At 74.6% G+C, this 14,639-nt stretch carries 12 protein-coding genes; 4 read left to right on the top strand and 8 right to left on the bottom strand.

Annotated elements, in window-relative coordinates:
* Window positions 1–28 precede the first annotated feature (28 nt).
* Entirely contained in the window at window positions 29–1,159 is a 1,131-nt protein-coding gene (locus ACGFZ2_RS07480) for a PP2C family protein-serine/threonine phosphatase (RefSeq protein WP_393260916.1), read from the top strand.
* 16 nt (window positions 1,160–1,175) lie between these two features.
* Here the strand turns inward: ACGFZ2_RS07480 and ACGFZ2_RS07475 are convergent, their stop codons facing one another.
* The 8 genes from ACGFZ2_RS07475 to ACGFZ2_RS07440 all read right to left on the bottom strand — a co-directional run bounded on the left by ACGFZ2_RS07475 (window position 1,176) and on the right by ACGFZ2_RS07440 (window position 11,811).
* The gene (locus tag ACGFZ2_RS07475) at window positions 1,176–2,657 is read right to left on the bottom strand and encodes a sugar transferase (protein WP_357456127.1); all 1,482 of its coding nucleotides are present in this window, start codon (window positions 2,655–2,657) and stop codon (window positions 1,176–1,178) included.
* A 214-nt stretch (window positions 2,658–2,871) separates the two neighbouring features.
* Window positions 2,872–4,632, bottom strand: a complete 1,761-nt coding sequence (locus ACGFZ2_RS07470; protein ID WP_393451076.1) for a substrate-binding domain-containing protein — start codon at window positions 4,630–4,632, stop codon at window positions 2,872–2,874.
* Window positions 4,633–4,764: 132 nt separating this feature from the next.
* Window positions 4,765–5,802: a lactonase family protein gene (locus tag ACGFZ2_RS07465; RefSeq protein ID WP_393451073.1), complete on the bottom strand. Its 1,038-nt coding sequence runs from the start codon at window positions 5,800–5,802 to the stop codon at window positions 4,765–4,767.
* Between the two features lie 123 nt (window positions 5,803–5,925).
* The gene (locus ACGFZ2_RS07460) at window positions 5,926–6,528 is read right to left on the bottom strand and encodes an ATP/GTP-binding protein (RefSeq protein ID WP_350708658.1); all 603 of its coding nucleotides are present in this window, start codon (window positions 6,526–6,528) and stop codon (window positions 5,926–5,928) included.
* Complete coding sequence (locus ACGFZ2_RS07455) at window positions 6,509–6,898, bottom strand: DUF742 domain-containing protein (protein ID WP_393260926.1); 390 nt, start codon at window positions 6,896–6,898, stop codon at window positions 6,509–6,511. The genes ACGFZ2_RS07460 and ACGFZ2_RS07455 overlap by 20 nt, the downstream gene beginning before the upstream one ends.
* On the bottom strand, window positions 6,888–7,310 hold the full coding sequence (locus tag ACGFZ2_RS07450; RefSeq protein WP_393260927.1) for a roadblock/LC7 domain-containing protein: 423 nt from the start codon (window positions 7,308–7,310) through the stop codon (window positions 6,888–6,890). Before ACGFZ2_RS07450 ends, ACGFZ2_RS07455 begins: the two co-directional genes overlap by 11 nt.
* Entirely contained in the window at window positions 7,310–10,090 is a 2,781-nt protein-coding gene (locus ACGFZ2_RS07445) for a nitrate- and nitrite sensing domain-containing protein (RefSeq protein ID WP_393451070.1), read from the bottom strand. Before ACGFZ2_RS07445 ends, ACGFZ2_RS07450 begins: the two co-directional genes overlap by 1 nt.
* Before the next feature lie 230 nt (window positions 10,091–10,320).
* Window positions 10,321–11,811, bottom strand: a complete 1,491-nt coding sequence (locus tag ACGFZ2_RS07440) for a catalase (RefSeq protein WP_393451067.1) — start codon at window positions 11,809–11,811, stop codon at window positions 10,321–10,323.
* Between the two features lie 266 nt (window positions 11,812–12,077).
* On the opposite strand from ACGFZ2_RS07440, the gene ACGFZ2_RS07435 reads away from it, so the two are divergent.
* The 3 genes from ACGFZ2_RS07435 (at window position 12,078) to ACGFZ2_RS07425 (ending at window position 14,420) form a co-directional block, all read left to right on the top strand.
* Window positions 12,078–12,671 carry a hypothetical protein gene (locus ACGFZ2_RS07435; protein WP_393260932.1) on the top strand — a complete coding sequence of 198 codons (594 nt, stop codon included), beginning with the start codon at window positions 12,078–12,080 and terminating at the stop codon, window positions 12,669–12,671.
* A gap of 10 nt (window positions 12,672–12,681) precedes the next feature.
* Window positions 12,682–13,731, top strand: coding sequence for a hypothetical protein (locus ACGFZ2_RS07430; protein ID WP_393451064.1), 1,050 nt, complete (start codon window positions 12,682–12,684; stop codon window positions 13,729–13,731).
* Window positions 13,732–14,036: 305 nt separating this feature from the next.
* The gene (locus ACGFZ2_RS07425; protein ID WP_393260937.1) at window positions 14,037–14,420 is read left to right on the top strand and encodes a hypothetical protein; all 384 of its coding nucleotides are present in this window, start codon (window positions 14,037–14,039) and stop codon (window positions 14,418–14,420) included.
* The last annotated feature ends 219 nt before the right edge of the window (window positions 14,421–14,639 follow it).

The following is a 14,639-nucleotide window of genomic DNA, read 5'->3' as shown; positions in this document are numbered from 1 at the left end:
GTGCGGGCTCGCGACCAAGGAGCCAAGGATGAGCGAACCGGTCGACCGGGTACGGCGCGCCCTCAACGAGGCGCCCGCCGATCTCCTGCTGGACCGGGTCGCCGACACCCTGGCCGGGGCCTACGGGATCACCCGGGTGCAGCTCCTCCAGGTCGACTACCGGCTGGCGGCGCTGCTGCCGCTCGGCGACGGGGAGCCGGTCACCGGCCCGGGGCACCCCGCCTGGCGCTGCTTCGACCACCAGACCCCGATCGTCGCCGACGACACCGCGTACCTACCGGTGTCGATGCGCGGGGAACGCCGGGGGGTGCTGCGGGTGGCGCCGGCCCCCGGCGACCCGGGGGCGCTCCACGAACTGACGGAGACCGCCACCGCGCTGGCCCACGAGATCGCCGCGGTCAGCGCCGGCACGGACGTCTACCGGGCCGCGCGGCGCAGCAGGAGGCTCACCCTCGCCGCCGAGATGCAGTGGGAGATGCTGCCCGGCCGCAGCCGGATCCGGCCCTCGTTCAGCCTCGCCGGGCAGCTCGAACCGGCGTACGCGGTGCGCGGCGACAGCTTCGACTGGTCCGACGACGGGGAGCGCGTCTGGCTCTCCACCATCAACGGCACGGGCGAGGGGGTGGCCGCCGCCATGCTCACCTCGCTCGCCACGTACGCGCTGCGCAACGCCCGCCGGGCCGGGCTCGGCCTCGCCGACCAGGCGGCCCTCGCCGACCAGGCGATCTACGACCTGCACCGCGGCGACCAGCACCTCGCGGCGCTGCTGATGGACCTCGACCTGCGCTCGGGGGTGCTGACCGTGGTCGACGCCGGGTCGCCCCGCCTCGTGCTGCTGCGCGACGGGGAGGTCCACCAGCTGCCGCTGGAGGCGCAGTTCCCGCTCGGCATGTTCGAGGCCACCGACTACCACGAGCAGCGGATCGAGCTGTGCCGGGGCGACCGGCTCTTCGTGGTCAGCGACGGCGTCGTCGACGCCACCGGGCAGGACGTCCGGTACGGCGAGACCGCGCTGGACCGGTTCCTGCGCCGGACCGGGCCGATGGAGCCGCTGGACGCGGTGCGCTCGCTGATCGGCGACCTGCGCGCGTTCGTCGCCGGTGACCTGGTCGACGACGCGGTCGTGGTGTGCCTGGACTGGACCGGCCCGCAGGACTGACGCCCACCGGGGCGGGTCAGTACGCCCCGCGACTGTTGACCACGGCACCGAAGGTCTTCCAGAGGATCGTCAGGTCGGCCGCGAGCGACCAGTTCTCCACGTAGTAGAGGTCGAGCCGGATGCCGTCCTCCCAGCTGAGGTCGGACCGGCCGCTGACCTGCCAGAGCCCCGTCATACCGGGCTTGACCAGCAGCCGGCGGGCCACGTCCCCGTCGTAGCGGGCCACCTCGGAGGGCAGCGGCGGGCGGGGGCCGACCAGGCTCATCTGCCCGAAGAGGACGTTGACCAGTTGCGGCAGCTCGTCCAGCGACCACTTGCGCAGCAGCCGGCCGATCCGGGTCACCCGCGGGTCGTCGCGCATCTTGAACATCAGGCCGTCGGTCTCGTTGCGGGAGGCCAGCTCCGCCAGCAGGGCGTCGGCGTTCACCACCATGGTGCGGAACTTGTAGACGCCGAACTCCCGGCCGCCCTGCCCGACGCGGGTCTGGCGGAACAGCACCGGCCCCCGGCTGTCGAGCTTGATCGCCAATGCGATGACGGCCAGCAGCGGCAGCAGCAGCGTCAGGGCCAGCGAGGAGGCCGCCCGGTCGACGAAGCCCTTGACCAGCTTGCGGGCGCCGCGGAACTCGGGCGCCTCGACGTGGATCAGCGGCAGGCCGGCGACCGGCCGGGTGTGGATGCGCGGGCCGGCGACGTCGGTCAGCGCGGGTGCCACCACCAGGTCCACGCCGGTGCCCTCCAGTTGCCAGCCCAGCCGCCGCAGCCGGGTGGCGGTCAGCTCGCCGGAGGCGGTCACCGCGACCGTGTCCGCGCCGATGGCGGTGGCCGCCTCGGGGATGCCCCGGAACGAGCCGACCACCGGCACGTCGCCCAGCCGCTGGGCGACCGGGGCGAGCAGCGCGTCGGGGATGCACGCGCCGACCACCTGGTAGCCCGCGTACGGTTCGCGGCGCAGGGTGTGCACCAGCTCCAGCACGTGCGCGGTGTCGCCGACCACCAGCACCTTGCGCGACCAGCCCGCACCCCGGGACCGCGCCCGGTGCAGCCGCTTGCGCGCGGCGAACCGGGCCACCTCCAGACCGACGGCGCCGACCGCGAACGAGATGCCCAGGAAGCCCCGGGAGACGCCGACGTCGGCGATGTAGCCGACGATCGCGATGCCACCGGCGAGGCGCAGGCTGGCGGCGCTGACCCGGCGGTACTCGTCCGCGCCGTACCCGAGGACCCGGTCGTCGTAGCAGCGCAGCACCCGGAGCGAGATCAACCAGGCGACGACGAGCCCGGGAGCCACCACGACGTACGGGACCTTCGAACCGCCCGGGGTGTCGCCGCCGAAACGGGCCACGTACCCGATGAGCACGGCGATGGTCAGGATGGTGGTGTCCAGCACCACCAGGGAGCGGACGTAGGCGCGCTCGTCGGTGCGGGCCGCCTGCCCGGACCACGGCTGGTCCGGCGACGCCGCTCGGGCGGGGGTCAACAGCGTCGCCGAGGTCACCGGCCCTCCCCACTTCGCATGCCGACGGCCCCGGTCGTCGACCGGCCCGTCGCGGGCCGGCCGCGGAGCACTACGACATCCTGCCCCGACAACCACGGTGGCCGATTGCTTCCGACGTATTGCCGTCACTTTTCGCGACGGACCCAGCGGCGGGAAAGGGCCCGCGGTACCGGATCCAACGGTACGACGGGCCCTGCGCGCCCTGCTTCGTCACTCAGGCCGGGGCCTTGCGCAGCGCGACCGCCCGGAGGAAGATTTCGCCGATCTTGGTCGGGTCCTCGGTGACGAAGGCGCCGCCGCCGGTCACGTCGGTGATCGACTTCAGCTCGGCCTTGCTGACGTCGCCGCCGATACCGATGATCACGACCTGCACCGGCCGCTCCGGATCCTTGATCTTGTTGAGTTCGGCCAGCAGCTGCTGCTGGGTGATGCCGTCGGAGTCCTCGTTCTTGCCGTCGGTGAACAGCACGATCGAGTTGACCCGGCCCGGCTCCCAGTTGTCCTGCACCTTCTGGTAGGCCGCCAGCATGGTGTCGTAGAGGCCGGTGCTGCCGTTGGAGGACCGGATCGAGCCGAGCGCCTGCTCCAGCTTGCCGCGCTGCCGCGACAGCGGCCCGATGGCGACCAACTCCTGGTGGTCGCGGGAGCCGACCAACTCGGTGGAGAACGTCCAGAGGCCGATGGACCAGGAGTCGTCGAAGAGGTTCAGCCCGCGCCGGGCCGCCTCCGCGGTGACCTGCTGCCGCGTCGCGTTGCCGGCGTTGGCCACCTTCTCCTTCATGGAGCCGGAGACGTCGATGACGGCGAGCATCCGGCCGGACTGGGTGGCGATCGACCAGCTGGAGAGCGCCCGGTCCATGTTCTGCGGATCGGGCCCGCCGGTCGCCGCGGTGCCGCCGGTCGCCGGCGGGGCCGACGCGCCGCCGGCCGGGCTGGGTGCGCCCTGCGGGGCATCGAAGCCCGCGCCCCAGTTGCCGTCCGGCGCCCGCAGCGCCTGGGCCGCCAGCCTGTCGCGAAAGTCGGCGGTGGTGAGCACCTCGTAGAGTTCCCGCGCCGCCGACGCCTTGGCCGGCTCGATGCCGGGCAGCACCGCGTACGGGTAGTCCAGCGGCGCGGGCGCCGGCTCCAGGTAGAGCGCGGCCAGCGGCACCGGCGGCTTCTTGCTGTTGTACTGGATCACGTCCTCTTCGGACAGCGCCGCCGCGCCGAGGCTGCTGGCGACCGTCGTCGCGTCCGACGCGGTGGGGAACCGGGCGAGCAGGTCCGGCCGCAGCGCCGAGCGGTCGGTGGCCAGCGCCCGCAGCGCGGCGACCTTGTCCTTCTCGGCGTCCGGGCCGCCGGTGGCGCTGGCGGCGGCGGTCAGCGAGAGCAGGCCGGACAGCCCCGCCGCGTCGCGGGTCGGCTCGACGATGCCGGTACGCAGCGGCTTGTCGCTCTGGACCTGCTGGAGGAGCTGGGTCCAGCTGAACTTCTTCTGCGGCCAGCCCAGCCGCGAGGCGATCGGCACCGGCATCGCCACGACCACCGGGCTGCGGGCGATGGACGCGCCGTTGCCGGGGTCGAAGGCGGTGGCGCCGCCGGTCTTGAGCCGCAGCAGCCAGGTGGAGGAGTCGGGCACCCAGACGTCCGGGCTGACCGCCGTGCCACTGGCCTGCCCGACGCCGGCCAGCGTGACACCGTGCTTGGCGGCGACCGTCGCGGCCACGTCGACCGGGTCGGAGGCCGAGACCTTCACCGCGATGCAGGTCCCGCCGACCGCGGCCCCGTCCTCGACCCACCGCGCGGCCGCCGCGTCGACGGCGGGGGCGAGCTCGTCGGCGACGGCGACGGACAGCTCGATCCTGCCCGAGCAGTCCGGTTGCGCAAGCTGCCGGTAGCCGAACCAGCCGCCGGCCGTCACGGCGAGCACGCCGACGGCAACGGCGGCGGTAGCTGCGTGAACGTTGGAACGCATGCGATGGCGGCCTGCTGACACGCTGACCATACTGCGTACCCGCCTCGGTGGCTGCCACAACCGTTCGGACGAAAGTTACGCAGGATATACACTCGACCACCAAATTGTCGACGACGAGTGACCGCCTCGCCTCGCCGCGTTGATCTGGCCTGGTCAGGGCAGGACGCAGGTGGGGCTGGGCACCGCCACCGGTTCCCCGACCGGGGCCGGCACACCGGTGGCCGAGTCCACCCGGAAGACCCGGACCATGTCGGCCCGCTCGTCGGCCACGTAGAGGTGCTCCCCCGCCCGGGCGAAGTGCCGCGGCCACTCCCCGCCCGTGTCCACCTCGGCGACCAGCTCCGGCAGCTCGCCGGCCAGGGCGAAGACCGCGATCGTGCCCACCCCGCGGTTGGCCACGTAGAGGAAGCGGCCGTCCGGGCCGACCGCGATCTCCGACGGCTGGACGTGCCCGGGCCGGTCGCTGGCGTCGACCCGGCCCCGCTGGTGCAGCGCACCCTCGGCGGTCAACTCGTACGCGGTCACCGAGGCGTCCAGCTCTCCCGCCACCCAGCACCGCCGGCCGTCCGGGTGCCGGGCCAGGTGCCGTGGGCCGGAGCCGGCGGCCGCCCGCACCCGGGGCGCCCGGGGCACCAGCCGACCGGAGGCGGCGTCCAGGTCGTAGCGGTAGATCGAGTCGGTGCCGAGGTCGACCGCGAGCAGCGGGCCCCGGCCCGGGTCGGGGTTGACCATGTGGGCGTGGGCGCCGGCCTGGCGCTCCGGGTCCGGCCCGTGCCCCTCGTGCCGCACCAGGTCACTGCGCTCGCCGGGCACCCCGTCGGGGCCGAGCGGGAACACCGCCACGCTGCCGCCGACGTAGTTGGCCACGACGAGGTGGCCGCCGTCCGGGACGACCGCCAGGTGGCAGGGCTCCGCGCCCCCGGTGGACCGGGTGCCGAGCGGGGTGAGGTCGCCGTCGGCGGCCACCCGGAAGGCGCTGACCTCGCCGTCGGGCAGCTCGTTGACCGCGTACAGCACCGGCAGCCGCGGGTGCCGGGCGAGGAAGGAGGGCGCCGGGGTGACCGCGACGGTGCCGAGCGGGGACAGCTCGCCGGAGCCCGGGTCCCGCCGCGCCGCGACGATGCCGGTGCCCCGGCCCCCACCGTGTGCCGTGTAGCCGCCGATGTGGACGACCGCGCCCTGTTCCGTCACCGGTTCCACCCTCCGCCGATTCCTCCGTCGATCCAACCAGAGGCTTCCCCCTGTGCCGGCTCCTTGCCCCCGAAAGCCGCGCCGAATCGCGGCCGGTCGACGGGACCGGCCGCGCCGGCGGGCTCAGGCCGCCGGCACCGGCTCGCCGCGCTGCCGGGCCACGTGCTCGACGAGGGCGATCAGCACCTCCTTGCCGGACTGTCGGTCCCGCGCGTCGCAGAGCACCAGCGGCACGTCGGGGTCGAGGTCCAGCGCCTGGCGTACGGTCTCCAGGCTGAACCGCCGGGCGCCGTCGAAACAATTCACCCCCACCACGAACGGGATGCCCCGCTGCTCGAAGTAGTCGATCGACGGGAAGCAGTCCGCCAGGCGACGGGTGTCGGCGAGCACCACCGCGCCGAGCGCCCCGAAGGCCAGCTCGTCCCAGAGGAACCAGAAGCGGTCCTGGCCCGGGGTGCCGAACAGGTAGACCTGGAGGTCGTCGTTGATCGTGATCCGGCCGAAGTCCATCGCCACCGTCGTGGTCGACTTCGCCTCGACGCCGGAGAGGTCGTCGGTGTCGACCCCGGCCCCGGTCAGGATCTCCTCGGTCTGCAACGGCCGGACCTCGCTGAGCGCGCTCACCAGCGTCGTCTTGCCGGCGCCGAAGCCCCCGGCGATGAGGATCTTCAGCGCGAGCGGGATCCGGGGAGCGGAACCAGCCTCGTCACAGCGCACGGAGTCCACTGACCACCGCCTTGAGGATGTCGTCGTCGGGCAGGTAGGCGGTGGCCGTCGGCTGGTGCACCGCGACCAGTCCCCGGGCCAGCAGGTCGCCGAGCAGGACGCGGACCACGCCCACCGCGAGGTCCAGCTCGGCCGCCAACTCGGCGACGGGCACCGGCCGGGCGGCCAGCGACACCAGGCGCCGGTGCTCGGGGTGCAGCTCCGGGTGGGCGACCGGGTCGGCGGCCGGCTCGGCCAGCACGTACGCGACCAGGTCGAAGCCGTCCGCGGACGACCGGACCCGCCCGCCGGTGAGGGTGTAGGGCCGCACGACGGGGCCGGCGTCGTCGTCGAGCCACTCGTGCTGCGGCCCGGGGGACTCAGCCCGCATCGGCAGCCCCCGCCGCCGACCGGGCCGGGGCGCTCAGGTACTCCCCCACCCGGGTGACCAGCATCGCCATCTCGTACGCCACCAGGCCGATGTCCGCGTCCGCGTCGCTGACCACCGCCAGGCAGGCCCCCTGCCCGGCGGCGGTGACGAAGAGGTACGCCGACTCCATCTCCACCACGGTCTGCCGGACCGCCCCGCCGGCCACCTGCCGGCTCGCGCCCCGGGCCAGGCTAGAGAAGCCGGACGCCAGCGCGCACAGGTGCTCGGCGTCGGCGCGGTCCAGGTTGGTGGAGGAGCCGAGCAGCAGCCCGTCGGCCGACAGCGCCACCGCCTGGCGGGCGGGCGGCACCCGTTCCACCAGGTCGTCGAGCAACCAGTCGAGATCGGCGCTCTGCCTCGTCGGATGCAGCATCAGGCGTCCCTCTCAGTCGCGGTCACGGGGTCCGGTTCCGCCGGCGGCTCGGCCGGCGTCGGGGTCGGTATCGAGGTCGGGGTCGGGGTCGGTATCGAGGTCGGGGTCGGTATCGAGGTCGGGGTCGGGGTCGGGGTCGGCTCTGCGGCCTGCTCCGGTGTGTCGCCACCGGCCGCCGGGGCGCCGGCGGCCACGGCCGCGTCAGCCGTCGCGCCGCCAGCCGCGGCACGGCCACGGGCGGCGGCCACGGCCCCGTCGGCCGCGGCACGGCCACGGGCGGTGCCCGCCTGCAGGGCGGACATGGCGCGTCGCGCCTCCTCCGGAGTGCGCGGGGCCGGGCTCTCGATCACCGGTGGCCGCGGCGTCGGGCCGTCAACGACCGGGTGCCGGGCCGCCGCGGGGTGCCCGACCGCCGGACCGCCCCCGGGAGCGTCCGGCGTCGACCGCCGCTGCCGGACGGCCGGCCCGTGACGCCGCACCCGACGCGGCAGCCCGTCGATCTCCCCGGCGCTCTCGGCGGGGCCGGGGCCTCCGGGCACCCGGCCGGCGAGGGCTGGGCCTCGGGACGCGGAGGCGGGCCGGTCCGGGCCGGCGGAGGCCGGGCCCCCGACGCCGGACGCGGACGGGGCCGGGCCGGCGGCACGACCGGGCTGGTCCGGCGCGGCGGGGGCTGCGGCGGGCGCGGCTGCGGCGGGCGCGGCTGTGGCGGGCGCGGCTGTGGCGGGCGCGGCTGTGGCGGGCGGGGCTGCGGAAGGCGGCGTCGCGCCGGGTTCGGCGGCTCGGGCGGTACGGGGCCGGGGCAGCGTGCTCAGCCGGCTCGCCCGGGCCATCCGCCGCTCCTCCGGCGTCGCCCCGGGCTGGCGCTCCGGCGGGGCGACGCCCTCGGGCAGCAGGGGCGGCTCGTCGGTGACCAGGTCGGCGGGGATGAGCACGACGGCGGTCAAGCCGCCTCCGTCGGACGGGCGCAGCCGCACCCGGACGCCGTGCCGGGCGGCGAGCCGGGCCACGACGAAGTGGCCGAGCCGGGCCGTCTCGGCGGGCTCGAAGTCGGGGGACCGGGCCAGCCGCCGGTTCGCGTCCTCCAGCGCGGCGGCGGTCATGCCCAGGCCGCGGTCGGTGACCTCGACGGCGTAGCCGTTGGCCACGTGCTGTCCGGAGACCTCCACCCGACTGTGCGGCGGGGAGAACGCCGCGGCGTTCTCGATCAGCTCGGCGAGCAGGTGGATCACGTCGCCGACGGCCCGCCCCAGCGCGCCACCGGGCTGCACCGCGGCGATGTCGACGCGGTCGTACGACTCCACCTCGGAGATGGCGCCCCGGATCAGGTCGACCATCGCGACCGGGTTGCGCCAGCCCCGCCCGGGGGCGGCGCCGGCCAGGATGACCAGGTCCTCCGCGTGCCGCCGCAGCCGGGTGGCGAGGTGGTCGACGCGGAACAGCTCGGCCAGCTCGTCCGGGTCCTCGGTGTGCCGCTCCATCCGGTCGAGCAGGGCGAGCTGCCGGTGCACCAGCCCCTGGCTGCGGCGGGCGATGTTGAGGAAGACCTCGTTGAGCCCCCGGCGCAGGGTGATCTCGTCGACGGCCGAGCGGACCGCCGTCCGTTGCACCTCGGTGAAGGCCCGCGCCACCTGGCCGATCTCGTCGCCGCCGTACTCCAGCGCGGGCGCCTCCCGGGCGACGTCGACCTGCTCGCCCCGGCGCAGGCGGGCCACCACGTCGGGCAGCCGGCGTTCGGCCATGTCCAGCGCGGCCGTGCGTACGCCGGTGAGCCGCTGTGCGAGGGAACGACCGACCCGCAGCGCCACCAGGACCGAGACCACGACGGCGGCCAGGCCGAGCACCCCGGCGGCGGCGAGCCGGACGAGGATGCCGACGGCCGTCGGCACCGACCGGTCGGCGAGCCCGTCGGCCTGGGCCAGCTCGAACTCCCGCAGCGCCTGCTGCACGGCCTCGTAGCTGGCCTGCCACTGCGCCGGGTCCACCGCCGGCCGGGTCGGCGACCGGGCGCCGACCAGGGCGTCCTGCATCGTCCGCAGCCGGCCGAAGACCTCCCCCTCGGTCAGCCGCTGGAACGCGGCGCGCTCCGCATCGGGCAGGTCCGCGACCGCCGCCTCGGCGAGGAACCGCTGGTTGGCGATGGTCTGCACGACCTGGGTGTGCTCGCCCTCGGCGAACCGGCCGGCGGTGAACGCCCCGGCCAGCAGGGCGTCGGTCTGGCCGAGCAGCTCCCGGCTGCGGCCGAGCGCGGTGACGGCGAGCGCCTGACGGTTCAGGTCCCGGTCGGGCAGGTTCGCCATGGCCGAGAACGCCTGGAAGGCCGAGGAGATCATCCCGCTGTAGAGCCCGACCGCGCCGGCCCGGTCGACCTCGCGCCGGTCGATGAACCCCCGCCCGGCGGGCAGCGCGTCCAGCGCGGTGACGAGGTGGTCGAGCCGCGTGTCGAGGTGGTCGCCGGCGGCGTCGCGCAGTTCCTCACCGCCGACCCGGCGGCGCAGCTCGGCGACCGCGCGGTCGGTCCGCTGGCGCTGCTCGGCGAGCCCGGGCGCGACCTCCCCGCCGGCCAGGTGCACCACCGAGAGCCGGCGCTCCCGTTGCAGCTCGGCCACCACCGTCTCGCCGGGGCGGCCGAGGTCGTAGAGAAGGGTCCGGGCGGCGAGCAGGTCGAGGGCCGGCCCGAAGGCCAGCGTCGTGGCGAAGATCCAGAGCGCCAGCAGCGCGGTCACCGGGACGACGACCAGCGCGGTCAGCTTGGAGCGGATCGGCCAGTCGCGGGATTTCAATCAGACCTCGCCCGGAAGGTGTGGCTGCGGGGGCGCCGGCGCCGGCCGGGCAGCGTCCGGGTCGGACGGTCGCGGCTCACGGTGCCGGCCCGTCCGGCGGACGCCTTGGGCAGGATACGTAAATCCCGCCCGATGCACTACCGTCCGTCGCGTCGGGCCTACCGGACGGACGTCCACAGCGGACGAACGCCCCGCCGGGGGCCGGCGGGGCGTTCGGTGGGTGGTGCGGATCAGGCGCCGACGGAGATGCCGAGACCCTCGGCGACCCGACGGCCGTAGTCCTCGTCGCACTGGCTGAAGTGCCAGACCATCTTCTCCTGGATGTGCTTGTCGCACTGTGCCAGCAGGGTGGTCAGGTTGAGGATCAGGTCGTCGCGCTCCCAGTCGGCCATCTCACGGTAGCGGCGGCCCGCCTGGGAGTAGTTGTTCTGCCGCTCGATCGGGGCCTTCATGACCTGGCCGGAGACGAACGGGCGGTACTCCCGGTAGGACTCGTCGGCCTCGCGGAGCCCGGCGACCGAGGACGGCTCGAAGTTGATGTGCGGGTTGCCGCCCCGGTTGTCCACCCCGTACGACATCTGGCCGCCGCCCTGGTTGGTGCTGACGACCACGTCCTCGCGCGGCCGGTTGACCGGCAGCTGGAGGTAGTTCGGCCCGACCCGGTAACGCTGGGTGTCCGAGTAGGAGAACGTGCGCCCGACCAGCATCTTGTCGTCGGAGAAGTCGATCCCGTCGACCAGCACGCCGGTGCCGAAGGCGATCTGCTCGTTCTCGTTGTGGTGGTCGGTGATGTTGCGGTTGAGCGTCATCATGCCGACCGGCAGGTAGGGGAAGTCCTCCTCCGGCCAGATCTTGGTGTCGTCGAGCGGGTCGAAGTCCAGCTCCGGGTGCTCGTCGTCGCTCATGACCTGGACGTTGAGTTCCCACCTCGGGTACTCGCCGCGCTCGATCGCCTCGTAGAGGTCCTTGGACGCGTGGCCCAGGTCGGTGGCCTGGATGGCGTCCGCCTCGGCCTGGGTGAGGTTGTGCTCGCCCTGCTGCGACAGCCAGTGGAACTTGACCAGCACGCCCTCGCCCCCGGCGTTGACCAGCCGGTAGGTGTTCACCCCGGACCCGCGCATGGTCCGGTAGTTCTTCGGGATGCCGTACGGGGAGAACAGCCAGGTCAGCATGTGCATCGACTCGGGCGTGTTCGACATGAAGTCGAAGATCCGGTTCGGCTCCTGGCGGAAGGTCACCGGGTCCGGCTTCAGCGAGTGGATCACGTCGGGGAACTTGATCGCGTCGCGGATGAAGAAGACCTGGAGGTTGTTGCCCACCATGTCCCAGTTGCCGTCGTCGGTGCGGAACTTCACCGCGAAGCCGCGCGGGTCGCGGGCCGCCTCGGAGGAGTCTCGGCCGCCGATGACGGTGGAGAAGCGGATGGTGACCGGGGTCTTCTTGCCCCTGGTCTGGAACAGCTTGGCCCGGGTGTACGTCGACGCCGGCTGGTCGCCGATCGTCCCGTACGCCTCGAACTCGCCGTGCGCGACGAAGCCGCGCGCGTGCACCACCCGCTCCGGGATGCGCTCCCGGTCGAAGTGGCTGATCTTCTCGAGGAAGTGGTAGTTCTCCAGCGTCGCCGGGCCACGCGAACCGACCGTCCGCTGCTGCTGGTTGTTGTGCACGGGGTGACCCTGACGGGTGGTGAGGATCGGCTTGCTGGCCTGCGGGTCGCTCATGGCGCTCCTCCTGATCGGTGTGGTCGCCCCCGGGGCTGCGTGACCCGCAGCCCGGCGGCCCGGAGGCGTTCGACGTCGGTCTCGACCGGCATCACCCCACCCAAGCCCCTTTTCTGGAATGAGTCAAGTTTTTGGGGGCGATCACGCTGTGCGACTCGTCATGCCGGCACGGGGAATGCCGCCCGGTCGGGTTCGTCAGGAAAGTGCCGCGGAACGGGATTGGCGATCACGGAGCGGAGGGAATACCACTGACCGAAGGAGGAGCCATGTCGCCCACGCAGGTAATCGTCATAGTTCTCGTCGTGCTGGTGGTCGCGGCGCTGGCCGTGGCCGCCCGGTCGTACGCCCGCCGTCGGGCGCTGCGGTCGCGGTTCGGTCCCGAGTACGACCGCGCCGTCGCCGAACGGGACAGCCGTACCGCCGCCGAGCGGGAGCTGCGCGAGCGGGAGCGCCGCCACGCCGGGCTCACGCTCACCCCCCTCGCCCCCGAGTCCCGCGCCCGGTACGCCGCCGCCTGGGAGGAGATCCAGGTCCGCTTCGTGGACTCCCCGGCCGAGACCGTGGGCGACGCGGACGAACTGGTCACCCGGCTCATCGCCGAACGGGGCTACCCGACCGGCGACTTCTCCGACCAGATCGCCCACCTCTCGGTGGAACACGCCCGCACGCTGGGCCACTACCGCGACGCCCACGAGATCCACCTGCGCAACTCGCGCGGCGAGGCCAGCACCGAGGAGCTCCGCCAGGCCGTCGTCCACTACCGCGCCCTCTTCGCCGACCTGCTCGGCCAGGAGCCGGTCGGGCACCGGCCGCCCGAGCAGCGCAGTCCGGACAGCCAGCACGACGTCACGAGCCGCTGAGGAGACCGCGATGCGACAGGAAGAGCAGCGGGTGGGCAACGAGCACCCCGAGGCCGTCCGCTCCACGCCGGTGCCGGTGCCGCCACCCGGCGACCAGGCCGGCCGCGCCGAGGTGCCCGAGGACGCCCTCGACGACCGGGGCACGTTCGACGACCCGGCCGTCGCCGGCGAGCGCGCTCCGCGCCGCGGGACGGCCGACGACGAGCGGTCCGGCGATCGGGACGCCGACGCGACACGGTCCCGCGACCGGGGCGCCGGCGCGGCGCGCTCCGGCGGCCGGGACGCCGACGGCGGTCGGCCGGAGTTCCACGAGCCGGGTCCGCTGCCGACGGCCTTCGGCGCCACCACCGTCGGCGACGCGGTGGCCGCGTCCGCCCTGGCCAGCCCCCGCCCCGAGGACGAGGTCGACCCGCGTACGGAGTCGACCGCGCGGCCGGGCGACGGGGCCGTGGACGGCGCCCGGGAGGGGCGCCGGGCCGACCCGACCGCCGAGTTCCGCGGTGCCGGTGAGCGCGGCGAGGGCCGACCCGACGAGCGCGGCGGGTCACGGGGCGGCACGACCGTGCTGCCGCCGGACGTCGCCGACGGTGGCCCCGAGCGCCGGACCGACCTGTCCGGCTGGACGGGCGACGCGGAGACCGCCGCGGCCGGCGGGCCCGGGTACGGCAGCGCCACCCCCGCCATGGTCGACCCCGACGCCGAGCACGCGTCGGCCGGGCGCACGGGTGCCGCCGCCGGCTCGCTGGAGTCGGCCGGGACGTCCCGGCCGGCGGGGTCGACCGTCGCCGCCGAGCCGGCCACGCTCTTCGACCCCACGGCGGCGCAGGGTTTCCGGGACCGCTGGCGGGACGTCCAACTGCGGTTCGTGGACGACCCCCGCGCGGCGGCCGGGGAGGCGCAGTCGCTGGTCGACGAGGCGATCCAGGCGCTCGCCTCGGCGCTGTCCGCGCAGAAGAACAAGCTGGGCGGCTGGCAGGACGCCGGCTCGGCCGACACCGAGCAGTTGCGGATGGCGGTCCGCCACTACCGCGACTTCCTCGACCGCGTGCTCGGCCGCTGACCGCTCCCACGGGCGCCCCCGGTCGGACCGGCCCGAGGGGCGCCCGGCGGTGCGCCCGTGCCGGCCGCCCCGCGCCGATCGCGTGCCCAGAAGGCGCAGGGTGTCCGGATCAACCTCTCGGCCGGTCTCGGCATGCCTGTGTTCGGCGTGTTGGTGCTGCTGCGGCAGTGGCGCAACCCGGCCGAGCGGGCCGGAGACCCCCGACGAGACGCGCTGAACCGCCCGGCCCGCATCCGGGCATGGGCGCCGCCACGCGGGGTACGCCGGGAGGATCAGGAACCACCTGCCGGCAGGAGGGCAGCCACATGACGGATCGTGACCGTGACCGACCGCTGGAGGAGAGCCCCGAGGTGGCCGCGGCGGTCGAGGACGACACCGGCATCCCCCAGCTGATGACCGGCGGCGGCGCCGACCGGGACACTCCGTCGTTCGCGGAGCCCGGTGACCAGCCACGGGGCGGCGCGCCGACCGACCAGCTGATCGGTGACCCGTACGCCGCCGGCACCGGGGCCACCGGCACCGGCACGGGGGCGGCGCCGGACAACATCCGCACCGGCGCGGAGCAGCCCTGGGAGCCGGAGGACCTGGTGGCGGCCCGGGGCCAGGACCTGACGCCGGAGAACATCGAGCGGGCCCGCCGGGACCTGGCCGAGCTGGGCCGGGCGGCGATCGAGAGGACGGTCCCCTGACCTCCGTACGTGATGCCCCCGGCTCGACCATCGAGCGGTCGGGCCGGGGAACCCCGCCGGAGCGCCTCACCCACTGCCAGCGGCGGGTGGGGCGCCGGTGTCAGGAGAGCGGCGGTACGCGTTCCGCAGGAGCCGCGTGAACTGCGCGGGGAACCAGTCCCCCGAGATCGGGGAGTCCGGCAGGGCCCGGACTCGTTGCACCAGGCCAGCATGCCGATG

The organism is Micromonospora sp. NPDC048063, from assembly GCF_043202855.1.
Classification (GTDB): Bacteria; Actinomycetota; Actinomycetes; order Mycobacteriales; family Micromonosporaceae; genus Micromonospora.
The sequence above is the reverse complement of the archived record's forward strand: the minus strand, read 5'-3'. Positions and strand labels throughout refer to the sequence as shown.

What these genes read in the sequence shown, in the direction of transcription:
- ACGFZ2_RS07425 (WP_393260937.1), top strand. Translation starts at nt 14,037, where the DNA reads ATGACGGATCGTGACCGTGACCGACCGCTGGAGGAGAGCCCCGAGGTG.
- ACGFZ2_RS07455 (WP_393260926.1), bottom strand. Translation starts at nt 6,898, where the DNA reads ATGCGGGCTGAGTCCCCCGGGCCGCAGCACGAGTGGCTCGACGACGAC.
- ACGFZ2_RS07450 (WP_393260927.1), bottom strand. Translation starts at nt 7,310, where the DNA reads ATGCTGCATCCGACGAGGCAGAGCGCCGATCTCGACTGGTTGCTCGAC.
- ACGFZ2_RS07430 (WP_393451064.1), top strand. Translation starts at nt 12,682, where the DNA reads ATGCGACAGGAAGAGCAGCGGGTGGGCAACGAGCACCCCGAGGCCGTC.
- ACGFZ2_RS07480 (WP_393260916.1), top strand. Translation starts at nt 29, where the DNA reads ATGAGCGAACCGGTCGACCGGGTACGGCGCGCCCTCAACGAGGCGCCC.
- ACGFZ2_RS07440 (WP_393451067.1), bottom strand. Translation starts at nt 11,811, where the DNA reads ATGAGCGACCCGCAGGCCAGCAAGCCGATCCTCACCACCCGTCAGGGT.
- ACGFZ2_RS07435 (WP_393260932.1), top strand. Translation starts at nt 12,078, where the DNA reads ATGTCGCCCACGCAGGTAATCGTCATAGTTCTCGTCGTGCTGGTGGTC.